This window comes from Falsarthrobacter nasiphocae, from assembly GCF_031456275.1.
In the GTDB taxonomy this organism is placed as follows: domain Bacteria; phylum Actinomycetota; class Actinomycetes; order Actinomycetales; family Micrococcaceae; genus Falsarthrobacter; species Falsarthrobacter nasiphocae.
In genome coordinates, this window is record NZ_JAVDUI010000001.1 from 1,710,904 (window position 1) to 1,735,679 (window position 24,776).

22 protein-coding genes are annotated in these 24,776 nt (G+C 70.1%); 17 read left to right on the plus strand and 5 right to left on the minus strand.

The window, feature by feature from the left end; translation table 11 throughout:
• Positions 1 to 178: 178 nt before the first annotated feature.
• Both J2S35_RS07735 and J2S35_RS07740 read right to left on the minus strand, forming a co-directional pair.
• A complete protein-coding gene (locus J2S35_RS07735; RefSeq protein WP_309851831.1) occupies positions 179 to 808 on the minus strand; it encodes a Maf family protein in 630 nt (209 codons plus the stop codon).
• Positions 805 to 2,514, minus strand: a complete 1,710-nt coding sequence (locus tag J2S35_RS07740) for a DUF885 domain-containing protein (RefSeq protein ID WP_309851834.1) — start codon at positions 2,512 to 2,514, stop codon at positions 805 to 807. The genes J2S35_RS07735 and J2S35_RS07740 overlap by 4 nt, the downstream gene beginning before the upstream one ends.
• A 76-nt stretch (positions 2,515 to 2,590) precedes the next feature.
• On the opposite strand from J2S35_RS07740, the gene J2S35_RS07745 reads away from it, so the two are divergent.
• Together J2S35_RS07745 and J2S35_RS07750 are read left to right on the plus strand one after the other, a co-directional pair.
• The gene (locus J2S35_RS07745; RefSeq protein WP_309851837.1) at positions 2,591 to 3,811 is read left to right on the plus strand and encodes a glycosyltransferase family 4 protein; all 1,221 of its coding nucleotides are present in this window, start codon (positions 2,591 to 2,593) and stop codon (positions 3,809 to 3,811) included.
• Between the two features lie 7 nt (positions 3,812 to 3,818).
• The gene (locus J2S35_RS07750) at positions 3,819 to 4,355 is read left to right on the plus strand and encodes an acyltransferase (protein WP_309851839.1); all 537 of its coding nucleotides are present in this window, start codon (positions 3,819 to 3,821) and stop codon (positions 4,353 to 4,355) included.
• An 87-nt stretch (positions 4,356 to 4,442) separates the two neighbouring features.
• On the opposite strand, the gene J2S35_RS07755 is transcribed toward J2S35_RS07750, so the two are convergent.
• The gene (locus tag J2S35_RS07755) at positions 4,443 to 4,688 is read right to left on the minus strand and encodes an acyl-CoA carboxylase subunit epsilon (protein WP_309851841.1); all 246 of its coding nucleotides are present in this window, start codon (positions 4,686 to 4,688) and stop codon (positions 4,443 to 4,445) included.
• Positions 4,685 to 6,304, minus strand: a complete 1,620-nt coding sequence (locus J2S35_RS07760; protein WP_309851844.1) for an acyl-CoA carboxylase subunit beta — start codon at positions 6,302 to 6,304, stop codon at positions 4,685 to 4,687. Before J2S35_RS07760 ends, J2S35_RS07755 begins: the two co-directional genes overlap by 4 nt.
• 86 nt (positions 6,305 to 6,390) lie before the next feature.
• On the opposite strand from J2S35_RS07760, the gene J2S35_RS07765 reads away from it, so the two are divergent.
• From J2S35_RS07765 to J2S35_RS07790, 6 genes are all read left to right on the plus strand, one after another.
• Positions 6,391 to 7,269 carry an SDR family oxidoreductase gene (locus J2S35_RS07765; RefSeq protein WP_380084034.1) on the plus strand — a complete coding sequence of 293 codons (879 nt, stop codon included), beginning with the start codon at positions 6,391 to 6,393 and terminating at the stop codon, positions 7,267 to 7,269.
• A gap of 81 nt (positions 7,270 to 7,350) precedes the next feature.
• On the plus strand, positions 7,351 to 8,310 hold the full coding sequence (locus J2S35_RS07770) for a biotin--[acetyl-CoA-carboxylase] ligase (protein WP_309851849.1): 960 nt from the start codon (positions 7,351 to 7,353) through the stop codon (positions 8,308 to 8,310).
• Positions 8,307 to 8,876 (plus strand): PH domain-containing protein, encoded by a 570-nt coding sequence (locus tag J2S35_RS07775; protein ID WP_309851852.1) that lies wholly within the window; start codon positions 8,307 to 8,309, stop codon positions 8,874 to 8,876. The genes J2S35_RS07770 and J2S35_RS07775 overlap by 4 nt, the downstream gene beginning before the upstream one ends.
• On the plus strand, positions 8,873 to 10,162 hold the full coding sequence (locus tag J2S35_RS07780; protein ID WP_309851854.1) for an adenylate/guanylate cyclase domain-containing protein: 1,290 nt from the start codon (positions 8,873 to 8,875) through the stop codon (positions 10,160 to 10,162). The genes J2S35_RS07775 and J2S35_RS07780 overlap by 4 nt, the downstream gene beginning before the upstream one ends.
• 158 nt (positions 10,163 to 10,320) lie before the next feature.
• Positions 10,321 to 11,535, plus strand: a complete 1,215-nt coding sequence (locus J2S35_RS07785) for an Nramp family divalent metal transporter (RefSeq protein WP_309851855.1) — start codon at positions 10,321 to 10,323, stop codon at positions 11,533 to 11,535.
• Positions 11,536 to 11,885: 350 nt separating this feature from the next.
• The gene (locus tag J2S35_RS07790; protein ID WP_309851858.1) at positions 11,886 to 12,449 is read left to right on the plus strand and encodes a hypothetical protein; all 564 of its coding nucleotides are present in this window, start codon (positions 11,886 to 11,888) and stop codon (positions 12,447 to 12,449) included.
• Positions 12,450 to 12,544: 95 nt separating this feature from the next.
• Here the strand turns inward: J2S35_RS07790 and J2S35_RS07795 are convergent, their stop codons facing one another.
• Complete coding sequence (locus tag J2S35_RS07795; RefSeq protein ID WP_309851861.1) at positions 12,545 to 13,246, minus strand: hypothetical protein; 702 nt, start codon at positions 13,244 to 13,246, stop codon at positions 12,545 to 12,547.
• Positions 13,247 to 13,478: 232 nt separating this feature from the next.
• Here J2S35_RS07795 and ligA point away from each other — a divergent pair, with 232 nt between their 5' ends.
• The 9 genes from ligA to J2S35_RS07840 all read left to right on the plus strand — a co-directional run bounded on the left by ligA (position 13,479) and on the right by J2S35_RS07840 (position 24,746).
• Positions 13,479 to 15,755 (plus strand): NAD-dependent DNA ligase LigA, encoded by a 2,277-nt coding sequence (ligA, locus tag J2S35_RS07800; protein WP_380083991.1) that lies wholly within the window; start codon positions 13,479 to 13,481, stop codon positions 15,753 to 15,755.
• A gap of 114 nt (positions 15,756 to 15,869) precedes the next feature.
• Positions 15,870 to 17,153, plus strand: coding sequence for an inositol monophosphatase family protein (locus tag J2S35_RS07805; RefSeq protein WP_309851867.1), 1,284 nt, complete (start codon positions 15,870 to 15,872; stop codon positions 17,151 to 17,153).
• Between the two features lie 155 nt (positions 17,154 to 17,308).
• Positions 17,309 to 17,605, plus strand: a complete 297-nt coding sequence (gene gatC / locus J2S35_RS07810; RefSeq protein WP_309851870.1) for an Asp-tRNA(Asn)/Glu-tRNA(Gln) amidotransferase subunit GatC — start codon at positions 17,309 to 17,311, stop codon at positions 17,603 to 17,605.
• 8 nt (positions 17,606 to 17,613) lie between these two features.
• Positions 17,614 to 19,149 (plus strand): Asp-tRNA(Asn)/Glu-tRNA(Gln) amidotransferase subunit GatA, encoded by a 1,536-nt coding sequence (gatA, locus tag J2S35_RS07815; protein ID WP_309851872.1) that lies wholly within the window; start codon positions 17,614 to 17,616, stop codon positions 19,147 to 19,149.
• Positions 19,149 to 20,645 (plus strand): Asp-tRNA(Asn)/Glu-tRNA(Gln) amidotransferase subunit GatB, encoded by a 1,497-nt coding sequence (gatB, locus tag J2S35_RS07820; RefSeq protein ID WP_309851874.1) that lies wholly within the window; start codon positions 19,149 to 19,151, stop codon positions 20,643 to 20,645. The genes gatA and gatB overlap by 1 nt, the downstream gene beginning before the upstream one ends.
• Positions 20,646 to 20,850: 205 nt before the next feature.
• A complete protein-coding gene (tdh, locus tag J2S35_RS07825; RefSeq protein ID WP_309851875.1) occupies positions 20,851 to 21,894 on the plus strand; it encodes an L-threonine 3-dehydrogenase in 1,044 nt (347 codons plus the stop codon).
• A 22-nt stretch (positions 21,895 to 21,916) separates the two neighbouring features.
• Positions 21,917 to 23,134: a glycine C-acetyltransferase gene (locus J2S35_RS07830; protein ID WP_309851878.1), complete on the plus strand. Its 1,218-nt coding sequence runs from the start codon at positions 21,917 to 21,919 to the stop codon at positions 23,132 to 23,134.
• 194 nt (positions 23,135 to 23,328) lie between these two features.
• On the plus strand, positions 23,329 to 23,907 hold the full coding sequence (locus tag J2S35_RS07835) for an HNH endonuclease family protein (RefSeq protein ID WP_309851880.1): 579 nt from the start codon (positions 23,329 to 23,331) through the stop codon (positions 23,905 to 23,907).
• A gap of 35 nt (positions 23,908 to 23,942) precedes the next feature.
• Positions 23,943 to 24,746 carry a CPBP family intramembrane glutamic endopeptidase gene (locus J2S35_RS07840; protein WP_309851883.1) on the plus strand — a complete coding sequence of 268 codons (804 nt, stop codon included), beginning with the start codon at positions 23,943 to 23,945 and terminating at the stop codon, positions 24,744 to 24,746.
• Positions 24,747 to 24,776: the final 30 nt, after the last annotated feature.

Genomic DNA, 24,776 nt, shown 5'->3' on the forward strand with positions numbered 1-24,776 from the left:
CCCAAACGATGGAACCTCTGACATGTGCGTGCTGATGTGTGTGCGCGGCGGCATGAGGCGGGGCCGCCGTGATCCTCCAGCGGCGGTGACCACGGAGTCTCGTTCGATACCCGAGCTTACGCCGCCCGGGCCCCCTCGCCCCACTCGAAACGCGGGCGGGGGGCTCCGCGGCGCCTCCTCACGGGCCCCAGAGATCGCTGAGAGGGACGCCTCGCTGCCGCAGGAGCACGCGGAGGACCTGGACGGAGATCCCGACGACGGCGGACGGATCGCCGTCTAGCCGCTCCACGAGGGCGGCGCCGCGGCCGTCGATCGTGAAGGACCCCGCACAGTGAAGCGGCTCCTCCGTGGCCACGTAGGCCTGGATCTCGTCCTCGGACAGCGGCGCGAAGGTCACGCCAGTGCTCGTCGTCGTGCCCCCGTCCGGAACCCCGCTGGAGGGCGAGCGCCGGTCACAGACCCACAGGCCGGAATGGAGGACACCCGTGCGGCCGGACTGGGCGCGAAGGCGCTCAGCGGCCCGCTCGCGGGTGTAGGGCTTGCCGAAGGGGGCGCCGTCCACCTCGAAGACCGAGTCGCACCCGAGGACGAGGGAGCCCGCCGCCTCGGGCAACGCGGCGACGGCCTCCGCCTTGGCCCGGGCGAGGACAAGGGCAAGCTCGCCAGGGGAGACGGGGCCGGCCGCGGCCGTGGCTGCGTCCTCGTCCACGTCCGAGACGATCTGGCGGAAGCGGATCCCGGCCTGCGTGAGGACCGCCGCGCGCCCGGGGGACTGGGATGCGAGGGTGAGGACTGCCTCGCCGCTCACGCGCCCGGGGCCTCGACGGCCAGCTCGCCGCGCATCGCCTTGACGAGCGTGGACAGGGGGAGCGATCCGAGGCTCAGGGCCCGGCTGTGGAAGGCCTTGACGTCGAAGCTCTCGCCCTCGCGCTCTGCGGCCTCGCGGCGCAGCTCGTCCCAGACGCGCTGGCCGACCTTGTAGCTCGGGGCCTGGCCCGGCCAGCCGAGGTAGCGCACGAACTCGAAGGAGCGGGTGCCCTCGGAGCCCTCGAGGTGCTCGTCGAGGAACTGCTTGCCGATCTCCGGCGTCCAGACGCGCTGGCCCGTCCGCTCCTGCCACTCGCGGGGCATCTCGAGCTCGAGGTGGACGCCGATGTCGAAGACGACGCGGGCCGCGCGCATGCGCTGTGCGTCGAGCATGCCCATGCGGTCGCCCGGGTCGGACAGGTAGCCGAGCTCGTCCATGAGCCGCTCAGCGTAGAGCGCCCACCCCTCGCCGTAGCCGGATGTCCAGCACAGGTCCCGCCGCCACGTGTTGAGGGTGTCCTTGAGGTACGTCGCCGTGCCGACCTGGAGGTGGTGGCCCGGGACGCCCTCGTGGTAGACCGTGGAGGTCTCGCCCCACGTGGTGAACTCGGTCTCTCCCGGCGGGACGGACCACCACATGCGGCCCGGGCGGGCGAAGTCGGAGCTCGGCCCCGTGTAGTAGACGCCACCGTCCTGGGTGGGGGCGATGCAGCACTCGAGGGTGCGCAGGGGCTCGGGGATGTCGAACTGCTCCCGGCCGAGCTCCGCGACCGCCGTGTCCGAGATGCCCTGCATCCACTCGCGCAGCGCGTCCGTGCCGTGGAGGACGCGGGAGGGGTCCGCGTTGAGGATGGCCTTCGCCTCCTCGATGGACGCGCCCGGCTTGATCTCGCAGGCGAGGGCCTCCTGCTCGGCGACGATGTCCGCGAGGACCTCGATGCCCCACGCGTACGTCTCCTCGAGGTCCACGGTCTCGCCGAGGAAGCGCCGGGAGCCCCGCGCGTAGGCCTCCCGGCCCACAGCATCCTTGTGTGGGGCCAGGGGCATGAGCGTGCCCTCGAGGAACTCGACGAGGCGGGCGTAGGCGGCGTTCGCGGCCTGTGCGCCCTCCCGGAGGCTCTCTGCGAGCTCCGGGTGCGCTTCGGCTCCCCGGGCGGCGAGGGCGGTGAAGAATCCGTCCTCCGCACCGTAGGCGCGGCTCTGCTCAATGACGACGGCGACCTGCCGCCGGGCGGAGACCGCGCCGCGATCGGCTGCGTACCGCAAGGAGGCGGTATAGCCGTCGATGGCCGCCGGCACATTGGCGAGGCGGCCTGCGATGTGGGAGAAGTCCTCGGCGCTCTCTTGGGGCATGAGGTCGAAGATCGCGCGGATCTCCTGGGCCGGGGAGGCGATGTTGTTGAGGCTCGAGTGCGGGTCGAGCGCCTCGTGGGACTCGATGTCCAGGCCGAGCCGCTCCAGCATCGCGTCCTTGGTCACGGCCTCGTTCTCCGTGGACGGGGCGAGCTCAGCGAGGGCGGCGAGCGTCTCGCGGCAGAGGTCCGCGTAGGCGTCGAGGCCGGTGGGGGAGTAGTCGCCGTACTCCGTCTCGCGGCCCGGGATGCCCATGCTCGTGGCTGTCTCGGGGCTGAGCTCCAGCACGCGGGCCGCGTGGGCCTCGGCGAGCTCGTCGATGGGGGACGGGGTGGCGTGGTTCACAATGTCCATGGGTCCATCATAGGGACCTGTGCCCGTCCTGGCTGGGGGTCAGCCCAAAGGTTCCCGCGATACGATTCAACGTGTTATGAAACTCCTCTTCTGTGCCCCCTCGACGCACCCAGCGCCCATTCACCTCGCGGCAGGCCTCGCCGCTCGCGGCCATGCGCTCACCTTCGTCACGGCGTTCGCGGTGCCGTCAGACGGGGCCGTCCCTGCCGCACTCCCCGGACCGGCTCGGGCCGAGCTGGAGCGCCGGCGCCTGCCCTCGCCGCTCACGCGCGAGCGAGTCGTCAACGCCGCCACTGTCGCGGACATCGCCCGCGTGGCCACCAACCGCGCGGGCCTGACCCGGCAGACGCAGGCCCTGACGGACCGCATGGTGGCGGCCGTCCAGGCGAGGGTCACCCGGCTGATCCGGGCCGAGCGCCCGGACGCGGTCTATGGAACGGCGTCGATGAGCCAGGAAGTCGCGGGGCTCTGCGACGAGCTCGGGATTCCCTTCTTCACGTACCTTCCCCAGCCCACGGTGCCCTTCCTCCAGCAGGAGTTCCCCGAGGAGCTCATGAGGATGCACCACGGCGAGGTCCCCCGCGCCACGGAGATCCGCACGGCGGCGCTCGTCCTCGCCTCGAGCGTCATGATCGAGGAGTCAGTTCGCCTCGTGCGGCCGGATGTGCGGGTCGTTCGGCGCGCGCCGGGCTTCGAGCAGCCTGCCCGGCTCAAGGTCGAGCCCGAGTGTCTCGCCACGACCGGGGACACTCGACTCGTCTACGCCGGGCGGATGACGAGTCAGAAGCGCATCGAGGACGCCATCGAGGCCACGCGCCTACTGCGGGAGGAGCACGGCATCAAGGCCGTGCTCACTCTCTACACCTCGGACGAGTCGATCGCGAGGGACGTCGTCGCCTCGGCCAAGGCCGAGGACTTCGTGCGCATTCCTGGCAGCGTGCCCCGCTCCGAGCTGGCCGCGCGATTCGCCGAGAGCCATGCGCTCGTCCTGCCGAGCCTCTTCGAGGGCTTCGGCCTCGTCGTGCCGGAGGCCCTCGGCGCGGGGCTGCCGGTCATCACGACTCCTCGCACGGCCGGCGGAGACCTCGGCGTGGACGGCATCGCGGGTCGCGTCGTCCCCGTCCGCAGCCCCGAGGCCATTGCGGAAGCCGTCAAGGAGCTCGTCGAGAACCCAGCGCAGCAGCGGGCCTTCCGTGAGGCGGCCCCCGGGCTCGTCTCGTCCGGCAGCTGGGCTGACTACGAAGCCGCCGCGGCCGAGGCCGTCGAACGCGAGCTGACCGACCACATCACACGTTAGGAAAGCCATGACTCAACCGTTGTCGAAGAAGATTCGGACGAAGGCCCTCTCGGTCCTCGACGAGCGCGTGCTCCGGGTCATGCCCGGAACGCTGCCGCGGCGGGCCCGGATGGCCGTGCTCCGCTCCCTCGGCGCCACGATCGCCCCCACGGCCTACCTGGGCACGGGCACCCGAGTCGTCGGTCCGGAGGGCCTGACGGTCAAGGACGGCGTCGTCGTGGCCCGTGACTGCACCCTGGACGCGCGAGGAAAGCTCACGCTCGAGGACCACGCTCTCATTGGCTTCGAGACGGTCATCCTCACCCGCACTCACGTCTCGAGCGAGACGGGCAAGCCCATTCAGCAGCAGGGCATGTATGACGCCCCCGTGACCATTGGGGCCCGCACGTGGGTCGGGACGCGCGCCGTCTTCGTGCCCGGCGCCTCGACGGGCGAGGACGCGATCGTCGCCTCGATGGCCTGCGTGACTCGCGACGTGGAGCCGAAGGTGATCGTCGGCGGCGTTCCGGCCCGCGTCATCCAGGAGCGCGCAGCCGGGGCCTGAGCACCCCACACGCGAATGGTGCCTGCCCGCCCACAACGAGTCCGTTCTTGGCGAGCAGGCACCATTCCTGCATCGGGAGAGCGCGGGTCAGCGCTTGCGGCGCCAGGATCCCGGGCCGGGAATGTTCGGCAGGGCGAGAAGGGCGCGGCGCACGAACGCGCGGGCCTGCGAGCGGGGCCCGGGCTCGGTCTTGGGCGGCGGCGCGTAGGAGCCGGTCGCCATGACGACGACGGTGAGCGCCGCCAGCTCTTCCTCCGTGATGTCCCCGGAGACGACGGACAGGCGAGGGGGCTGGGCGGGCTCGGCCACAGGTGAAGACTCGACGGAACTCATAGAGGAATGTTCCCATGCTTCTTCGCGGGGAGGCGCTCGTGCTTGTCCCGCGCCGCGCGAAGCGCCCGGATGATCTGGAGACGGGTCTCGCTCGGGGCGATGACCGCGTCCACGTACCCGAGCTCCGCGGCCTGATACGGGTTGAGGAGCTCTTCCTCGTAGGACTGCACGAGCTCGTCCCGGCGGTCGGCGACATCCCCGCCCTCGGCCTCGATGGCCGCGAGCTCGCGGCGGTAGAGGATGTTGACGGCGCCCTGGGCCCCCATAACGCCGATCTGCGCGGTGGGCCAGGCGAGGTTGATGTCCGCCCCGAGCTTCTTCGAGCCCATGACGATGTACGCCCCGCCGTAGGCCTTGCGGGTGATCACGGTGATCTTGGGGACGGTCGCTTCAGCGTAGGCGTAGAGCAGCTTGGCGCCGCGCCGGATGATGCCCTGGAACTCCTGGTCCGTGCCGGGGAGGAACCCGGGGACATCGACGAGCGTGAGGATCGGGATGTTGAACGCGTCGCAGGTGCGGACGAACCGGGCAGCCTTCTCGGACGCCGCGATGTCCAGGGTTCCCGCGAACTGCATGGGCTGGTTGGCGACGATGCCCACGGGGCGTCCTTCGACGCGGCCGTACCCGATGATGACGTTCGGTGCGTAGAGGGCCTGCATCTCGAGGAAGTGGCCGTCGTCGACGATGGTCTCGATGACCTGGTGCATGTCGTACGGCTGGTTGGCGGAGTCCGGGATGAGGGCGTCGAGGGCGAGGTCTTCCGCGGTCTCCTCCTCCGGCTGCTCGAAGGGCGCGGTGGGCGTCTCCGTGAGGTTGTTGCTCGGGAGGAAGTCGAGAAGCTCGCGGACGAACTCGAAGGCGTCGTCCTCGGACTGCGCGAGGTAGGTCGCGGTGCCCGTCTTCTCGTTGTGGGCGCGGGCGCCGCCGAGCGTCTCCATGTCCACCTCCTCGCCCGTCACCGTCTTGATGACGTCGGGGCCCGTGATGAACATGTGGCTCGACTTGTCCACCATGACGACGTAGTCCGTGAGGGCCGGGGAGTACGCGGCGCCGCCGGCGCACGGGCCGAGAATGAGGGAGATCTGGGGGACCACGCCCGAGGCGTGAACGTTGTTGCGGAAGATGTCGGCGAACATCGCGAGTGAGGCGACGCCCTCCTGGATCCGGGCCCCGCCGCCGTCGTTGATGCCGATGACAGGGCAGCCCGTCTTGAGGGCGAACTGCTGGACCTTGACGATCTTCTCGCCGTTGACTTGGCTCAGCGAGCCGCCGAAGACCGTGAAGTCCTGCGAGTAGACGGCAACCTGGCGGCCGTCCACGGTCCCGTAGCCAGAGACGACGCCGTCCGTGAGGAGGCGCTTCTTGTCCATGCCGAACGCAGTGGAGTGGTGGACGGCGAGCTGGTCGAACTCCACGAACGATCCCTCGTCGAGGAGGGACTCGATGCGGGATCGGGCTGTGCCCTTGCCGCGGGCGATCTGCCGGTCCAGGGCCGCCTGACCCGCGGGGGCCTGGGCCTCAGCGCGGCGCGCTTTGAAGTCTGCAATCTTTCCGGCGGTCGTCGAGAGATCGAAGCCTCGATCCCGTGCGTTCGTGTCGTGTCCCTGGGCGGTCATGCCATTCATGCTAGCCGCAGGCCACCGGCGACGCGCACCCCCTGCCTCTCACCGCGCCATGACTTATGCTCAGAGACATGGCTCACATGATCCCTCCTCTGTACACGCCCGGCGCGCCGACGCCTGCCGAGGGCCTGCGCCCGACTGGCCGCGACCTGTCCGGGCGCACGCTCCTCATGTCCGGCGGCTCGCGGGGAATCGGCCTCGCCATTGCGCTGCGAGCGGCGCAGGACGGCGCCAACGTGGCCATCATGGCCAAGACGGATCAGCCGCATCCTGCCTTGCCGGGCACCATCCACACGGCGGCGGAGGAGATTCGGGCGGCCGGAGGACGCGCGCTCGCCATCGTGGGGGATGTGCGCGACGACGAGAGCGTGGCCGCGGCGGTTGAGCAGACCGTGGCCGAGTTCGGCGGCATCGACGTCGTCGTCAACAATGCGAGCGCGATTGACCTCTCCGGCACGGAGAGCCTCTCGATGAAGAAGTACGACCTCATGCAGGACATCAACGCGCGCGGCACGTTCCTCCTGAGCAAGCTGTCCCTGGGCGCCCTGAAGGCCTCGGACAACCCCCACATCCTGACGCTCTCGCCGCCGATCAGCCTCGACCCGGCGTGGTTCGGCGGGAGCCTCGCCTACACGATGGCGAAGTACGGGATGTCGATGACGACCATAGGCCTGGCCGAGGAGCTCAAGGACGCGGGGGTCGCGGTCAACTCCCTGTGGCCCGCGACGACGATCGACACCGCGGCCGTCCGCAACGTCATCGGCGGGGAGAAGCTCGCGGCCGTGAGCCGGACGCCCGAGATTGTCGCGGACGCGGCGCACGCGATCCTCACCCAGGAGTCCCGCGAGGTCACGGGCCGCTTCCTCATCGACGAGGACGTCCTCGCGGCCGTGGGTGTCACGGACCTGTCCGTGTACGGGGGCGAGGGCCCGTTCGCCCGGGACCACTTCCTCGACTGAGCCTCCCTCCTCGCCGCCCCCGGGGGCCGGGTGCACGGTCCTCTCAGCAGGCGTCCACGCAGGGTCGATAGGATCGGTTCTATGCCTGAGACCACACCGGACACGCCCCGCGGCCCCGCGGCCCCGCTGGTCAGCGCAGACGCGGTCCGCGGTGCCCTCGCGGACCGCGGCCTCGGCCCTGACGTCTGCCGTGCCCTTGAGGTCTTGGACGAGACGCATTCGACCAACGCGGTGGCCATCGAGGCCGTTTCGGGGGCCCCAGGCGGCGCACGCCCGCCGAGCGGCGCAGCCGTCCTGGCGCGGCACCAGACGCGCGCGCGGGGACGCCTCGAGCGGTCGTGGTCGGCGGAGCCCGACTCATCCATTCTTCTGTCCGTGATCGTGCGCCCCGAGACCCCTGCGGGCGCCGAGCGGCTGGGCCTCGTGCCCCTCGCGGCTGGGGCGGCCGTGGCCCGGTCCCTCCGCGAGCGCGTGGGGCTCCACGCCATGACCAAGTGGCCCAACGATGTCCTCATCGGCGGCCGGAAGGTGGCCGGGGTCCTGTGCCAGGCGGTGACAGAGCCGGGCGGCCTCGCCGTCGTCGTGGGAGTGGGGCTCAACGTCCGCCAGACGCACGAGCAGCTGCCGGTGGCGACCGCAACGTCCCTGGCCGTGGAGCTGGGGGCTGCCGCGCACGCGGTCCTGGACGACGCCTCGGAGCTTGCCGCCGACCTCGTGGCCGGGATCCTGGCGGCGGCGCAGGCCGCCATGTCCGCCGGTGACCTCGGCCCGGTTGAGGCCGTCATGGACACCCTGGGGCGCCGCGTCAGGGCGGAGCTCGTGGCGGACGACCCCTCGCGGGACGTCACGGGGACGGCCGTGGGGCTGGACCCGAGCGGGGGGCTCATGCTGCGCACGGACTCCGGCGAGCTCGTGACCGTTCACGCTGGGGACGTCTGGCACATGCGTCCCGAAGAGGCTCCGCGGACCGGGCACAACGACCATCCCCAGGCCCAGCCGGCGAGCGACGCCCCCCGCACCGATTCGGGGGGTGCCGCGTGAGGCTGACTCTGGCCGAGGGGGAGCGGGTCATCCTCCGCGAGCGCCCGAGCGCGCGCACGCTGATCGGCCCCCTCGCACGCGTTTTTCTGGGCGCCGTTGCCGTGGGGGCGGTGGCCAGTCTCGTCATGCCCGCGCTCGCGGCTGCGGGGCGAGGCGTGGGCCCGGAGCTGGAACTGGCCATGAGGTCTGTGGCCGTGCTGGCGGGCCTGTGGTTCCTTGACGTTCTGGGCTTCCGGCGTGTGAGGCACTGGATGACCACCGCCTATGTCCTGACCGATGAGCGGCTCATTGTGCGCCGAGGTCTGGGCGGGGCGCGGGAGGACAGCGTGCCGTTGCCTGCCATCTACCGTGTCGACATCCGCCAGCGCCTCCTCCAGCGGACGGGGGACACGGGGACGCTCCGGTTCCTCGTGGCCCAGGGGAGTGAGTTCGCTCTCCACGATGTGCCGCACGTGGCCGCCTTCCGGGCCGAAGTCATCGATGCGGTGTCCAAGTCACAGCAGCGCCATTGGCACCGTCCCCTCGCCGAGCAGCAGTTTGGGCAGTCCGAGAGAGGCTACGCATGAGCTCGTCCATTTCCCGGCCCGAGGACTCCTGGCTCGAGCGGCATCGCGGGCCGGAGCCGGACTCCCTGCCGGAGGAGGGCACGCCCGCAGGCGCCCCCTCGTCCCAGGACGCCCGGCCGCTGACCCTGTCCCTGCCGATCATTCGGCCGGGCAGCCCCATTGCGGACTACCCGACGTCCTTCGACGCCGACCAGCGGGGGGACGAGCTCGCGGGGCGGGCGATCGGGGAGAGCCGCCCCTTCGACCGCGAGGCCACCCAGGCGGCGCTCGGCCGGCTCGAGCGCATCCTCCTCGGCTCCGAGCGCCGGCTGCGCCGTCGAGACATCGCCGCAGGGGCTGGCGTGTCCCTCCTTTCCGCGCGCAAGCTCTGGAGGGCGTTGGGCCTGCCGGAGTTCGACGACGACGACGTGGCGTTCACGCCGCAGGACGAGAAGGCGCTGGACGCGCTCGTCTCGCTCGTGCGGGACCGCAGCCTGACGGAGGATGCGGCCATCTCGATCACCCGCTCGATCGGCCAGATGACGGATCGCATGGTGGTCTGGCAGGTTGAGGCGCTCATTGAGGAGATGATCGCCCACCAGGGGCTGAGCGACGAAGAGGCGCGGCGGCGGCTCGTCCACGAGCTCCCGAGCCTCATTGAGCCCCTCGAGCGCTCGATCATCTATGCGTGGAGACGCAACCTCACTGCTGCGGTGGACCGGCTCGCGGTGCGATTCGACTCTGGGCCCGCGACACCCGGCCACGGGACAGGGGACGGGGCGGATCGGGCCCTGCCGCTCGCTCGAGCCGTGGGTTTCTGCGACCTTGTGTCGTACACGGCTCTGTCTCGACAGATGTCGGAGCGGACGCTGGCCCAGCTCGTCCAGCGGTTCGACCGGACCTGCTCGGAGATCATCTCCGTGGGCGGTGGCCGCCTCGTCAAGACGATTGGCGATGAGGTCCTCTTCATCGCCCCCACCCCCGAGGCCGGCGTGGAGATCGCCTTGGCCCTTGCGAGCGCCATCACCGACGACGACAAGCTCCCCCCGGCTCGTGTGTCCCTCGTGTGGGGGCGCATCCTCTCGCGCCTCGGCGACATCTACGGGCCCACAGTGAACCTCGCTGCCCGCCTGACATCGCTTGCGGAGCCCGGTACGGTGCTCACGGACGCGCCCACGGCGGCGGCCCTCGCTGGGGACGAGCGCTACGTGCTCTTGCCGCAGTCCGTGCGCTCGGTGCGCGGGTTCGGCGACATTCAGCCTGTGACCGTGTCCCGGGGCCGCGGACATGGGCTGAGCCTCGACTGAGCGGTGCCGGGGGCCACTGAGCCCCTTGCCGCGCGGTGCCGGGGGCGCTGGGCCCCGGCTCGGCCGCGTGGCCTTCGGCGTGGCCCTGATGCGCCGTTCTCCCCTCTCATTCCGTGTCGGCGAGACACGGCATAGACATGTCTGATAGATATTTAGACATGTCTAAATCTCGGTTGATTCTCTTGCTGGGACCCGCCCTCGTTGCCGCCGTGGCGTACGTGGACCCGGGCAATGTCGCGGCCAACATGGCCTCGGGGGCCCAGTACGGATACCTGCTCGTGTGGGTTCTCGTCGCGGCGAATGCCATGGCGGCTCTCGTGCAGTATCAGTCCGCGAAGCTCGGCCTCGTCACGGGGGGCACCCTGCCGGAGCACATTGCGCGGGCTGTCGGGCCGCGCTGGCGCTGGCCGTACTGGGTCCAGGCGGAGCTGGCCATCATCGCGACGGATATGGCTGAGGTGATCGGCGGCGCCGTCGCCCTCCACATCCTCTGGGGAGTGCCGCTCTGGGCGGGAGGGCTCGTCATGGGCGTGTTCTCTGTCCTCCTGCTCCTGGCGAGGGACGCGCGGGGGCAGCGGGCGTTCGAGGCGGTCATCGTGGCGATGCTCGCGGTGGTCGCGGCTGGTTTTCTGGCGGGGCTCGTCGTCTCCGCGCCGGCCCCGCGGGACGTGGCTGCGGGTCTGGTGCCGCGGTTCGAGGGCGTGGGGTCAGTGCTTCTCGCCGCGTCCATGCTCGGGGCGACGGTCATGCCGCACGCGGTCTACGTGCATTCGGACCTAGCGCTGAAGCGGCACGGGAGGATTCGCTCGCGCGGGGAGGGGCGGCGCCTCTTGGCGGCCACCCGCTGGGATGTCGGCCTGGCGCTCGCCGTGGCCGGCGCCGTCAACATCGGCATGCTCGTCACGGCGGCGGCCACGCTGCGGGGCGTGGATGGTGTGGACACGCTGGAGGGTGCGGCGGCGGCGATTGCCGAGCAGTTCGGGGCCGTGGTGGGGGTCATGTTCGCGGTCGGCCTCTTGGCCTCAGGGCTCGCCTCAACCGTGGTCGGAGCGTACTCGGGTGACGTCGTCATGGGCGGGTTCCTCGGGCGGCGCGTGCCGATGTGGCTCCGGCGGTGTGTCTCGATCATTCCAGCGGTGGGCCTGCTGTGGATGGGGGCGGATCCCACTGCGGCGCTGGTTCTCAGTCAGGCTGTGCTGAGCTTCGCGGTGCCGTTTGCGCTCATCCCCCTGTGCGGTTTCACACGGAGTCGCGCCCTCATGGGCGAGTATGCCGACCCGCGGTGGGTTGCCGTTCTCGCCGGTCTGGGAGCCTTCCTGATCGTGGCCCTCAATGGCGCCCTGCTCGTGCTGCTCGCGGCGGGCGTCGAGTAGACCAGTCTGCGCTCTGATCAAGGGCGCTCCCTCGGGCTGCGAGGGCTGCTGGGTCGTGAGGTGGAATCGTGAGGTGGAATAAGGACAGGGGTGCTCACTAGCGCGAGTGTGACATTATTTATTTCGTCTGCTATAGAATGGGTTCCTACGCTCAGGTCGTGGTGGTCTCGGTTTCGGCCGGCCACGCCATCCCCTGAGCGAAGGAGTCCAGCTTGTCTCAATCACTGCCCTCACGCCGTCGCGTCGTGGCAGGCGCCGCGTGGTCGGTTCCTGCCGTGGCCCTCGCCAGCTCCGCCCCTGCTCGGGCGGTCTCGGCGACTGTCCCGGGGTGTACCTATGAGGTGCACCCCGTGTCCATTTCCCATCCCCTCGAACCTGCGAACCGGGTGAGGTTCATGGGTCGTCCGCCGCGCCGCGTCCCCGAGTACGACCTCTTCCCCGGAAGCCCGGACCGTACGCTCACCATGGTGTCCGTCCTGGAGAACAGTGGGGCGTGCGATGCCCCCGTGGGCTCCAGGGTGACCCTGTCCGTCGGTGCCACCGGCCGCCGATATGTGACGACCCCGGAATACGAGTCCATCCGCGTGGCCTCCTTCCCGGAGCTCGTCAGCGTGACGAACGGTGTTGAGCTCGTGCCCTCCGGCGCCCCCTACGAGACGCAGAATGTCACTCCCCCGCACGACATCATGCGTCGGCAGGACTTCCGCCTCGCCACCCCGCTCAAGGCGGGTGAGCGCGTGAGTGTCTCGTGGCGAGTGACCGTTTCGCATGTCACGCTCGAGAGCATGCAGTACGTCACCCTGCCGGCCGTGACGACATTCACCCTGGACGGCCGCGCTGCGCCGGATCTCGACCCGGCCAACGACACGCTGGTCCAGAACATGAGGTTCACGATCCGCTACCGCGCCTCCTAGGAGTCTCGTGCGCTGCCCATGGGCCAGGGTGCGCTGCCCTTCATGAGTGGCAGACGCATCCCGGCCCAGGGCATCGCAGATGTGGGGCATAGTGGTCATTCGCCGACGATGTGCCACTCCTCCAGGAACTCGGCCGGTGGCGTGGTCGTCTGCGTGGGCTCGCTGGCCTCGAGGACTCGTATGCCGGACCTGCAGACGGCGTCGTAGGTCGGGAACCCTGCGGTGATGCGGTCGGTCATGGACTTGACGTCCGTGCCTGGGGGCAGTGGGCGTTCGGGCGTGCCGGTGAAATAGAACTGCAGATGAAGCTGCGGGGCCCCACCGACATTGCTCCAGTCTCGGAGGTTCGTGAATCGGTAGACGTACACGGAGGTGCCGTCCGCAGCGGTCTCTGGTCCGCGGATGTCGGCGGGGGTCCAGTCTGTGTCGGGAGACGTGGAATCGAGGGTCCATGCGATGCGGCCGTATTCGGCGCGGATGGCGATTTCCACCCAGGGGCGCGAGACGCGCTCGCGCTCGCCGTTGACAGCCTCTGTGTGGCCCGAGAAGCGGAGTCCGTCCGCGTCGAGGCCGGCGAACTGGAACTGGGACCCCTCAAGGGTTCCTGATCTTGCGTCGTACCTGGGGTGGACGAGGGCTGCGCTGAAGGTGGAGACGGGTGGCGAGGATGGCGTGCAGCTGGCGGCGGCAGCGGGGGCTGCGTGCGCGAGGGTGACGACGGGCGCGGCCCACGCGGCGCCGGAGAGGACGCGGCGGCGACTGACAGCGCGAGTTAGGTCAGGGGGGGGGGAGTACATGGCTGATCGACTTTCCTCAGACGATATAGCAGGAGGTTAAAAAACCATCCGTCATGAGCATAGGCACGGTCCCCAAAGAGATGCAAACTCGCGCCCTCCTGGAGCCTCGCCGTGACCGACGGGCCCTCTGCCTGGGCGCGCCCATCGCTTGACCCGCGGGATCGGCTCCCCATGGGGGCGCTCGCCGCGGCTCTGGGCCGAGGCCCGTCGGCCCCGAGGAGTGTCCGCCATAATGGGAGGCGTGAGTGACTCCCCAGCTGTCGTGATCCCCGACCCCGCCGACTACGCCCCCGAAGCCCTCGCGGCCCTTGACGAGGAGGCGCTCGCGGCACGGCACGGCGCCCTGGCGCAGTTCATCCGGGAGCAGCGGGTGGCCTACTACATGGAGGACTCACCCCTCGTCTCGGACGCCGACTACGACCGCGCCTACCGGGACCTCGAGCGCATGGAGTCGGAGCACCCCCGGCTCGTCACGAATGACTCGCCCACGCAGGACGTCGGCGCCACGCCGTCCAGCGCCTTCGCCCCCGTCACGCACCTGCACCGCATGTACTCCCTTGAGGACGTCTTCTCCCTGGATGAGCTGCGCGCGTGGCTCGAGCGTGCTGAGGCCTCGCTGGATGGCGGTGCCCCGCGCTGGCTCACGGAGCTGAAGATCGACGGTCTCGCGATCAGCCTCCTCTACCGAAACGGCGAGCTCGTCCGGGCGGCCACGCGCGGCGACGGCGTCACGGGGGAGGACGTCACCCACAACGTCCTGACCATCGAGTCTGTGCCGCGGCGTCTTGAGGGCGACGACGTGCCCGCCGAGCTCGAGGTCCGCGGCGAGATCTTCATCCCGTCCGAGGCCTTCGCTCAGCTCAATGCTGCCCTCCTCGAGGAGCGCAAGGCGCCCTTTGCGAACCCTCGCAACGCCGCGGCCGGCTCGCTGCGCCAGAAGGACCCCGCCCTGACGGCCAAGCGGAGGCTGGCCCTGTACATCCACGGCGTCGGGACCCCGCTAGGGGCCCTCGCCGCGAGCCAGTCCGAGGCGTACGCCCTGCTGGCCCGCTGGGGCCTGCCGACGTCCCCGCACGCGCGGGTCTTCGAGAAGCTGGACGACGTCGTCCGCTTCATTGAAGAGCAAGGCGCGAAGAGGCACTCACTGGAGCACGAGATTGACGGGATTGTGGTCAAGCTCGACGACTTCGCGCAGCAGCGCCGCCTGGGCCACACGAGCCGCGTGCCGCGATGGGCCGTGGCGTACAAGTACCCGCCTGAGGAGGTTCACACGAAGCTGCTGGGGATCGGCGTGCAGGTCGGCCGCACGGGGCGCGTGACGCCCTACGCGCAGCTCGAGCCGGTCTTCGTCTCGGGGTCCACGGTGGCCATGGCGACCCTCCACAACCAGGATGTCGTCAAGGCGAAGAACCTGCTCATCGGCGACACGGTCATCCTCCGCAAGGCCGGCGACGTCATCCCGGAGGTGGTGACGAGCGTCCCGGCGCTGCGCGACGGCACGGAAACTGAGTGGACGATGCCGGAGAACTGCCCTTCGTGCGGCACGCCGCTCGCGCCCGCCAAGGAGGGGGACGTCGACCTCCGCTGCCCCAACGCGAAGTCCTGCCCGGAGCAGCTCGTGCGGCGCGTCATCCACATCGGCTCCCGCGGCGGGCTCGACATTGAGGCACTCGGGGCCGAGGCCGCGCGCGCCCTCGTGACGCCGGACTCGCCCGAGCGGGGGCCGCTGACGAGCGAGGCGGGCCTGTTCGAGCTGACGCTCGAGAGGCTCGCACCGCTTGAGGTGCTCCGCGACGTGTTCGCGAAGAACCCCTCGACGGGCAGGCTCGTCAAGGACGAGGCCGGGCGCTTCATCCCCACGGGCGAGAAGGCCCTCACCCCCTACTTCTTCGGGCGCGTCCCGGTGGACGCCCCGGCGGGGGAGAAGGGCCTGCGGCGCAACGAGCCGCAGAAGCACGCGGTCGAGCTGCTCGAGGAGCTGGAGAAGGCCAAGGCGCAGCCGCTGTGGCGCGTGCTCGTGTCCCTGTCCATCCGGCACGTCGGGCCCACGGCGGCGAGGGCCCTCGCCACGGCCTTCGGGTCCATGGCGGCCATCCGCGCGGCGTCCTTTGAGGACCTCGCAGAGGTCGACGGCGTTGGGCCGACCATCGCGAGCGCCGTCGTCGAGTGGTTCGCCGAGGACTGGCACGCGGAGATCGTGGACCGCTGGGCTGCGGCTGGGGTGCGCATGGAGGACGAGGCGGACCCGTCCCTGCCCAAGACGCTCGAAGGCGTGACCGTCGTGGTCACCGGGACCCTGGAGCGGTTCTCGCGGGACTCGGCGAAGGAGGCCATCCTCGTGCGCGGAGGCAAGGCCTCCGGGTCTGTGTCGAAGAAGACGAGCTTTGTCGTGGCCGGGGAGGCCGCCGGCTCCAAGCGGGACAAGGCCGAGCAGCTCGGGGTGCCCGTGTTGGACGAGGCCGGGTTCGAGCGTCTGCTCGCAGGCGGGCCGGAGGCCGTGACCGAGTAGGCCGCGCGTTCGAGGGGCCCGCCGAGGGTCCGGTTGGGGGACAATGGACGCATGAGTCTTTCTCCCTCGAATCCTGCGTCAGCCCCCGCCCCGACACCTTCAGATCTCGTTGCCGTGGCTCGGCGAGCAGCAGCGGCCGGCGCGGCCGTCCTCGCCGAGCGCCCGGTGGGTCCCGTGGCCTTCGCGGAGCTCGGCGGGGAGACGAAGAGCGCGGCCTCGGACCTCGTGACGGAGTTCGACAAGAGGGCGGAGGAGGCCGTTCGAGCGGTCATCGCCGAGGCGCGCCCGCACGACGCCATCACGGGCGAGGAGGGCGGCTCGACCGTCCCCCAGGACCCGAGCGGCTACCGCTGGAGCGTGGACCCCCTCGACGGCACGACGAACTTCGTCCGCGGGATCCCCTACTACGCGACGAGCGTCGCCGTCGCGGGGCCTGAGGGGGACTGGCTCGCCGGCGCCGTCGCGGCCCCTGCGCTCAAGACCACATGGTGGGCGTCCCAGTCCGGCGGGGCGTTCCGCCAGGACGAGGGGCAGGCGCCCGTCCAGCTGCACGGGCCGGACCCGGACCGTGAGGCTCGCATCATCGCGACGGGCTTCGGGCACGACCCCAAGCGTCGCCGCAAGCAGCTCAAGGAGCTCGAGTCCGTCATGGGGGACTTCGCGGACGTCCGGCGCCTCGGCGCGGCGGCCCTCGATCTCTGCCTCGTGGCGGATGGGACGCTCGACGCCTATACCGAGCGAGGTCTCTACGAGCACGATTGGGCGGCGGGCCTGCTCATCGCCGAGACGGCCGGCGTCGTCGTCACCCGCCCCGCGGAAGACTCGGTGAGGGACGGCGCGTACCGCGACCTCCCGCTTGTCACCGCCGGGCTGAAGAAGCGCACGGAGCCGGACGAGCGCGTCACGGTCCGCCGCATTCGCCCGGAAGACTACAAGGCCGTGGGGCGCATCACGGTGCGCAGCTACCTCGCCGCCGGGCACTTCGACGACCCCGAGCACGAGTACATGAAGAAGATCGCGGACACGCAGAGCCGCGCGGAGTCCGCGACGATCCTCGTGGCGGAGCGGCGCGGGAGGATCGTCGGATCCGTGACCATCGCGCGCCACGGAGAGCCGTGGGCGGACATCGCGCGCCCGGGCGAGCTCGAGTTCCGGCTCCTCGCAGTGGACCCCGGGGCCCAGCGCTCGGGGGCCGGACGCGCGCTCCTCGAGGCCGTCATCGACGAGGCCCGCGTGGACCCGGAGATCACCGACGTGGTCCTGACCACGGGCAGCGAGTGGCGGGCCGCACGGTCTGCGTACGCCGCGCTCGGGTTCGTGGGCCAGCCTCGGCGGGACTGGTTCGTGCCGAACACGGACATTCGCCTCCTCGTCTACTCGCTCAAGGTCCGCCCGTAGCCCCCACGCCAGGCAGACGCCGCCACAGGCAGCGCCCGCGCCGCACGGGGCGGGCGCTGTCCACGTTTTCCCGGGCCGTCCAGACCGGACGCCGCGAGCCTATTAGGCTGGACGACAGTAGATTTCAGCCCCGACGAGTCAAGGACACTGCACCTATGAGCGCATTCAGCGTCGAGGAGATGGCCCACCTGGCCGCCCTCGCCCGCATCGAGATGACAGAGGATGAGCTCTCGAAGCTCGGAGACGAGCTCGGAGTCATCGTCGACGCGGTCAAGAGCATCAGCGACGTCGCAGGCGAGGACGTCCCCAAGACCAGCCACCCGCTGCCGTTGAGCAACGTCATGCGCGAGGACGTGGTGGGCAAGACCCTGACCCAGGACGAGGCCCTCTCGGGAGCCCCGGACAGCGCCGACGGCCGGTTCAAGGTCCCAGCGATCCTCGACGGCGAATAAGGAGCACCATGAACATCATCACCCTTTCCGCCGCGCAGATGGCGGACAAGCTCGCGGCAGGCGAGATCACGAGCCGTGAGCTCGTCCAGGCCCACCTGGACCGCATCGAGGCCGTAGAGCCCAAGGTCCACGCGTTCCTCCACATCAACGCGGAGGAGGCGCTCCGCGTGGCCGACGAAGTCGACGCGGCCCGTGCCGCCGGAGAGACGCTCCACAGGCTCGCAGGCGTGCCGATTGCCATCAAGGACCTCATCGTCACGAAGGGCCAGCCGACCACGGCCGGCTCGAAGATGCTCGAGGGCTGGGTCTCGCCGTACGACGCGACCGTCATCGAGCGCATCCGTGACGCCAAGCTCCCGATCCTCGGCAAGACCAACCTCGACGAGTTCGCCATGGGGTCCTCGACGGAGCACTCGGCGTTCGGCCCCACCCGCAACCCCTGGGGCCTGGACCGCATTCCGGGTGGCTCGGGCGGAGGCTCGGCCGCGGCCGTTGCCGCCTTCGAGGCTCCTCTCGCCCTCGGCACGGACACCGGCGGGTCGATCCGCCAGCCCGGCGCCGTCACGGGCACCGTCGGGGCCAAGCCCACCTACGGTGCGGTGTCCCGCTATGGGGCCATCGCCATGGCGAGCTCGCTGGACCAGATCGGCCCCGTGGCCCGCACCGTCGAGGATGCAGCGCTGCTCCAGGAGCTGATCGGCGGGCACGACCCCAAGGACTCCACCTCCCTCGCCGAGCCGCTCACGGGCCTGGCCGAGGCCGCCGCGTCCGGCGACATCGCTGGCCTCAAGGTCGGCATCGTCACGGAGCTCATGGGCGAGGGCTACGAGGACGGCGTCATGGAGCGCTTCCGCGAGTCCATCGAGGCACTCCGCGAGGCCGGCGCCGAGATCGTCGAGGTGAGCTGCCCGAACTTCAAGCACGCTCTCGGGGCGTACTACCTCGTCATGCCCTCGGAGGTCTCCAGCAACCTGGCCAAGTTCGACGGCGTCCGCTTCGGCAACCGCGAGCTGCCGGCCGAGCCGCCGCTGACGATCGAGCGCGTCATGGCGACGACCCGCGCCAAGGGATTCGGCGCAGAGGTCAAGCGCCGCATCATCCTCGGAACCTACGCGCTCTCCGCGGGCTACAAGGACGCCTACTACGGCTCCGCCCAGAAGATCCGCACCCTCATCCAGCGGGACTTCGACGCGGCGTTCGAGAAGGCCGACGTCCTCATGTCCCCGACCGCCCCCACCGTGGCGTTCGAGCTGGGGTCCAAGACGAGCGATCCGCTCGAGATGTATCTCAACGACATCGCCACGATCCCCGCGAACCTCGCGGGCGTGCCGGGCATCTCCGTCCCGGGCGGCCTCTCCGAGGGCCTGCCCGTGGGCATCCAGTTCCTCGCCCCGGCCAAGGAGGACGCCCGCATGTACCAGGTCGCTGCCGGCCTCGAGCGCCTGCTCGAGGAGCAGTGGGGCGGGCCTATCAGCAACCAGATCCAGGACCTTGAGTCCGCAGAGACCCCGGCCGGCCAGGCCGCAGCGCAGGGAGAGAAGTGATGACCGAACTCGTGTCCTATGACGAGGCCCTCGCCACGTACGATCCCGTCCTCGGTTTCGAGGTCCACGTTGAGCTCAACACCAAGACCAAGATGTTCTCGGATGCCCCGAACGAGTTCGGCGACCTCCCCAACACCAACGTGACACCGGTCTGCCTCGGCCTGCCGGGCGTCCTGCCGGTCGTCAACAAGGCGGCCGTCGAGTCCTCGATCCGCCTGGGTCTCGCGCTCAACTGCCAGATTGCGCCCGTCTCCCACTTCGCCCGGAAGAACTACTTCTACCCGGACACTCCGAAGAACTTCCAGACGTCGCAGTACGACGAGCCGATCGCCTTCGACGGCTACCTTGACATCGAGCTGTCCGACGGCGAGGTCTTCCGCGTGGAGATCGAGCGCGCGCACATGGAGGAGGACGCGGGCAAGCTGACGCACGTCGGCGGGTCCACGGGCCGCATCCAGGGCGCCGAGTACTCCCTCGTGGACTACAACCGCGCGGGCGTGCCTCTCGTGGAGATCGTCACGAAGCCCATCGTCGGCGCGGGGGAGCGGGCAGCAGAGCTCGCGCGCGCCTACGTCACGGCCATCCGCGACATCGTCAAGGCGCTGGACGTCTCCGACGCCCGGATGGAGCGCGGCAACGTCCGCTGCGACGCCAACGTCTCTCTCATGCCCAAGGGCGCCACGACATTCGGCACCCGCACGGAGACGAAGAACGTCAACTCGACCCGCGCGGTGGAGAACGCTGTGCGCCACGAGATCGAGCGCCAGGCGGCGGTTCTCAACGGGGGCGGCACCATCACCCAGGAGACGCGTCACTGGCATGAGGACACCAAGTCGACGACGGCTGGCCGCCCGAAGTCCGACGCCGACGACTACCGGTACTTCCCCGAGCCGGACCTCGTCCCCGTCGTGACCGACGCCGAGTGGATCGAGGAGCTGCGCGCCACGCTTCCTGAGATGCCGGCGGTGCGCCGCAAGCGCCTCCAGGCCGAGTGGGGCTACGCCGACAAGGAGTTCCGCGACGTCGTCAACGCGGGCCTCCTCGAGGCTATCGAGGAGACCATCGCCGCCGGGGCCACCCCCGCCGCGGCGCGCAAGTGGTGGATGGGCGAGATCTCCCGTCTTGCCAACGTGCGTGAGGTGGAGCCGGCGGCCCTCGGCGTGGCGCCAGCCGACGTCGTCGACCTCGAAGCGCTCATTGGCGAGAAGAAGATCAACGACAAGATCGCCAAGCAGGTCCTTGAGTTCATCGCGGACGGCGAGGGCAAGGCTGGGGAGATCGTCGAGAAGCGAGGCCTCGCGGTGGTCTCTGACGAGGGTGCGCTCGGGGCGGCCGTCGACGCGGCGATCGCGGCGAACCCGGACGTCGTCGAGAAGATCAAGGCGGGCAAGATGCAGGCCATCGGCGCGCTGATCGGCCCGGTCATGGGGGCCACGCGCGGCCAGGCTGACGCAGGAGCGGTGCGCTCGATGATCCTCGAGCGGCTCGGCGTCTGACACGCTGACGCGCGACCCCGCGACGCAGACAGGCGCCGGTCCCCTGGGGGCCGGCGCCTTCTGCCGTCCGGCGCCGCAGAGCCGAGGCATGCTCGGCAACGGTGCCCCCACGGCCGATTTCCGATAGGCTGAAGGCATATGCCACACGTTCGCAAACGCGTGCCGATCCCACCTCGAGAACCGCAAGAGAAGGAGCCGTCGCCGCATGCGCGCTCTCTATAAGCCCGCCGCTGAAGCCGGGTTTGAACTGACCGACCGCCCCGAGCCCACCCCCGGCCCCGACGACGTCAAGATCCGCGTCATGACCACGGGCATCTGTGGCACGGACCTGCACATCCTGGCCTGGGACAAGTGGGCCGCCTCGACCATCAACGCGCCGCTGATCGCCGGTCACGAGTTCTACGGCGAGGTCGTCGAGGTCGGAGAGGACGTTCGCCACGTCAAGGTCGGGGACCGCGTCTCCGGTGAGGGTCACGTGGTCTGCGGCGTCTGCCGCAACTGCCGCGCAGGCCGCCGCCAGATGTGCATTCACACCGAGTCCGTGGGCGTGCAGCGGGACGGCGCGTTCGCCGAGTTCGTCGTCATCCCCGAGACCAACGTGTGGGTTCACAGGGACCCCACCATCACACCGGCGCTGGGCGCGGTCTTCGACCCCCTCGGAAACGCCGTGCACACGGCGCTGAGCTTCCCGCTGGTCGGTGAGGACGTTCTCATCACCGGCGCGGGGCCCATCGGCCTCATGGCGGCGGCGGTGGCCCGCCACGCTGGCGCGCGGAAGATCGCCATCACGGACGTGTCCAAGCCGCGCCTGGAGCTCGCCGAGGCCACGGGCGTGGACGCCGCCGTCGACGTCTCCAAGACACGCATCAAGGAGGCTCAGCAGGTGCTCGGAATGCTCGAGGGCTTCGACGTCGGACTCGAGATGTCCGGGCACAAGACGGCGCTGCCCGAGATGATCGACAACATGAACCACGGCGGCAAGATCGCTATGCTCGGTCTGCCCGCGGAGTCCATTGACATCGACTGGGCAAAGGTCGTCACGCACATGCTCACGCTCAAGGGCATCTACGGCCGGGAGATGTTCGAGACCTGGTACGCCATGAGCGCCATGCTCTCCTCAAACCCGGTCCTCCGCCAGCGCGTGGAGAGCATCATCACGCACACCATCCCCGCCTCCGAATGGGCCGAGGGCTTCAAGCTCGCCGGCGACGGAAAGAGCGGCAAGATCGTCCTCGACTGGACCGTCTGAACCAACCCCCGAAAGGATTGAGATGTTCTCCTTCAAGGACGAGCTTGCAGCCGAGCTCCAGAGCATCGAGGCCGAGGGCCTCACCAAGCGCGAGCGCCACATCGACTCCGCCCAGTCCAACCGCATCCTCGCCGGGCAGATCGGCGAGGAGGCCGTCGAGACGCTGAACTTCTGTGCCAACAACTACCTGGGCCTCGCGGACGACCCGCGTCTCATCGAGGCGGCCAAGAAGGGCCTCGACGAGCGCGGCTTCGGCATGGCCTCCGTCCGTTTCATCTGCGGCACCCAGGACCGCCACCTGGAGCTTGAGCGCAAGCTCTCCGAGTTCCTCGGCACGGAGGACACGATCCTCTTCTCCTCCTGCTTCGATGCGAACGGCGGCGTCTTCGAGTCCCTGTTCGGCAAGGAAGACGCGATCATCTCGGATGCGCTGAACCACGCCTCGATCATCGACGGCATCCGCCTCTCCAAGGCGGCGCGGTTCCGCTACAAGAACCAGGACATGGAAGACCTGCGCGCGCAGCTCGAGGCCGCAGCGCAGCTCAATGACGGCAAGGGGGCCCGCCGCACGATCATCGTCACGGACGGCGTCTTCTCCATGGACGGCTACCTGGCGCCGCTCGAGGCGATCTGCGACCTCGCCGAGGAGTTCGGCGCGCTCGTCATGGTGGACGACTCCCACGCGGTCGGGTTCATGGGCGCCAACGGTGCCGGTACGCCGGAGCACGCGGGCGTCTCGGACCGTGTCGACATCTACACGGGCACGTTCGGCAAGGCGCTCGGCGGCGCCTCCGGCGGCTACGTCTCCGGGCGCGGCGAGATCGTCGCGATGCTCCGCCAGAAGGCCCGCCCGTACCTGTTCTCGAACTCGGTGGCCCCGGCCATCGTCGAGGCCACGCTCAGGGCGCTCGAGCTCGTGGCCGAGTCCGGCGAGCTCCGGGAGAAGCTCTTCGCCAACGCCTCGCTCTTCCGCAAGCGCATGGGCGAAGAGGGCTTCGAGCTCCTCGACGGCGAGCACGCCATCGTGCCCGTCATGTTCGGGGACGCGGCCCTCGCAGCTCGGGTCGCGGACGCCATGCTGGAGCAGGGCGTCTACGTCACGGCCTTCAGCTACCCGGTCGTCCCCAAGGGCGCCGCGCGCATCCGCGTCCAGCTCTCGGCTGCCCACTCGGACGAGGACATCGAGCGCGCCGTGAACGCGTTCGTCAAGGCTCGCGAGTCTGCCGGGGCTGCTGCCTGAGCGGTCTCAGGCATCGCGCCAGCATCGCCGTCGCGCTCCTCGGGCTGACACTGTCCGGGTGCGCGACGGCGTTGCCTTCGGCGGATCCCACCCCGCCGGCCACCTCGGCCGTGCCCGGCGGGCCCACCGCCGCGCCGAGCCCGTCCGTCTCATCCGCGCCCTTCAGCACCGGTGCGCCCCCGGGCGGGCGGAGTGTGCCTGGGCCCTCGGCCCGGGGAGAGGAGGCCCGCGCGGCGCTGGCCCTGCTTGAAAGCATCCCGGCGCGCGGCCGGGCCCCGAAGACGGGGTACCGCCGCGACGAGTTCGGCCGCGGCTGGAAGGATCCAGACCGCAACGGCTGCGACTCCCGAAACGACATTCTCCGGCGGGACCTCGCGGCGACGGTGGTCCGTGCGGACGGCTGCGTCGTCGTCTCAGGCATCCTGACGGATCCCTACACGGGGGCCGTCGTGGAGTTTGTCCGGGGACGGGACACCTCGCAGCGCGTGCAGATTGACCACGTCGTCCCGCTCTCGGACGCCTGGCAGAAGGGCGCGCAGTCGTGGAGTGCCGAGCGGCGGATGGAGTTCGCCAACGACCCGGAGGAGCTGCTCGCGGTCTCGGGCGCGGTCAACTCGGCCAAGGGCTCGGGGGATGCAGCCACATGGCTGCCGCCGAACAAGCAGTACCGGTGCGAGTACACCGCCCGGCAGACCCGCGTGAAGGCGCGCTACGGCCTCTGGATGACACCGGCCGAGCAGGACGCCATCCGTCGCGTGCTCGCGTCCTGCTGAACGGTGTGAGTGCGACGCCTCGCTAAGATCGAGCCATGCCCAGCACCGCGCGCCCCGCCGAGCTGCCCCTGCATGACGAACGGGGGCCGGTGTCGAGGCGCGCGCGGCGTCTCATCGGGTGGGAGATCGGGATCGTCCTCTGCCTCTCGCTGGGACGCTCGGCGGTGTTCTCCGTCCTGGATCTCATCGAGGCGCTGACGGGCGGGACGCTGGCCGACCAGACGGTGACGCTCAATGCACCCACGGCGGCCAGCCCAGTCCTCGACGCCATCCGGCAGACTGCGCTCATCCTGTTCTCCTTGGCACCCGTGGCGCTCGTGATCTTTCTCGCTGGCCCAGGGCTCCGCGGGGCGCTCGCGAGACTTGGACTCGCGGCCCCGCGGGGGAGGGGCGGGGCGGCGCGCGACGTCGTCGGAGGACTGGGGCTGTTCCTCCTCATTGGCCTGGGGACGCTCGGCGTCTACGCGGCGGGGCGGGCCTTGGGCGTGACTGCGAGGCTGAACCCGAGCGGGCTGAGCCTCGAATGGTGGAACCACGGGATCCTTCTCTTGTCGGCCGTGCGGCACGGCCTGCTGGAGGAGATCATCATGATCGGGTACCTTTTCTGGCGCGGCCGTCAGATGGGCTGGGGACCGGCCCAGGTCATTGTGGGGAGTGCAATTCTGCGTGGTCTCTACCACTCCTATCAGGGCGTGGGGCCAATTGCAGGCAACCTCGCTATGGGCATCATCTTCGGCGTCATTTACAGTAGGACTGGGCGTTTAGCCCCCCTGATTGTGGCTCACGTTCTGCTCGACGCCACCGCCTTCTTCGCCGCGTCCTGGTACGCCAGGCTGTGAGGCGGGGGCCCGGGGCGTGACCTTTCCCCG

Bases quoted from the DNA above. Each gene is read 5' to 3' on its own strand.
- J2S35_RS07830 (WP_309851878.1), top strand. From the start codon at position 21,917: ATGTTCTCCTTCAAGGACGAGCTTGCAGCCGAGCTCCAGAGCATCGAG.
- J2S35_RS07740 (WP_309851834.1), bottom strand. From the start codon at position 2,514: ATGGACATTGTGAACCACGCCACCCCGTCCCCCATCGACGAGCTCGCC.
- J2S35_RS07785 (WP_309851855.1), top strand. From the start codon at position 10,321: ATGTCTAAATCTCGGTTGATTCTCTTGCTGGGACCCGCCCTCGTTGCC.
- J2S35_RS07795 (WP_309851861.1), bottom strand. From the start codon at position 13,246: ATGTACTCCCCCCCCCCTGACCTAACTCGCGCTGTCAGTCGCCGCCGC.
- J2S35_RS07755 (WP_309851841.1), bottom strand. From the start codon at position 4,688: ATGAGTTCCGTCGAGTCTTCACCTGTGGCCGAGCCCGCCCAGCCCCCT.
- J2S35_RS07750 (WP_309851839.1), top strand. From the start codon at position 3,819: ATGACTCAACCGTTGTCGAAGAAGATTCGGACGAAGGCCCTCTCGGTC.
- gatB (WP_309851874.1), top strand. From the start codon at position 19,149: ATGACCGAACTCGTGTCCTATGACGAGGCCCTCGCCACGTACGATCCC.
- J2S35_RS07770 (WP_309851849.1), top strand. From the start codon at position 7,351: ATGCCTGAGACCACACCGGACACGCCCCGCGGCCCCGCGGCCCCGCTG.
- J2S35_RS07765 (WP_380084034.1), top strand. From the start codon at position 6,391: ATGATCCCTCCTCTGTACACGCCCGGCGCGCCGACGCCTGCCGAGGGC.
- J2S35_RS07760 (WP_309851844.1), bottom strand. From the start codon at position 6,304: ATGACCGCCCAGGGACACGACACGAACGCACGGGATCGAGGCTTCGAT.
- J2S35_RS07840 (WP_309851883.1), top strand. From the start codon at position 23,943: ATGCCCAGCACCGCGCGCCCCGCCGAGCTGCCCCTGCATGACGAACGG.
- J2S35_RS07780 (WP_309851854.1), top strand. From the start codon at position 8,873: ATGAGCTCGTCCATTTCCCGGCCCGAGGACTCCTGGCTCGAGCGGCAT.
- ligA (WP_380083991.1), top strand. From the start codon at position 13,479: ATGGGAGGCGTGAGTGACTCCCCAGCTGTCGTGATCCCCGACCCCGCC.
- tdh (WP_309851875.1), top strand. From the start codon at position 20,851: ATGCGCGCTCTCTATAAGCCCGCCGCTGAAGCCGGGTTTGAACTGACC.
- gatC (WP_309851870.1), top strand. From the start codon at position 17,309: ATGAGCGCATTCAGCGTCGAGGAGATGGCCCACCTGGCCGCCCTCGCC.
- gatA (WP_309851872.1), top strand. From the start codon at position 17,614: ATGAACATCATCACCCTTTCCGCCGCGCAGATGGCGGACAAGCTCGCG.
- J2S35_RS07745 (WP_309851837.1), top strand. From the start codon at position 2,591: ATGAAACTCCTCTTCTGTGCCCCCTCGACGCACCCAGCGCCCATTCAC.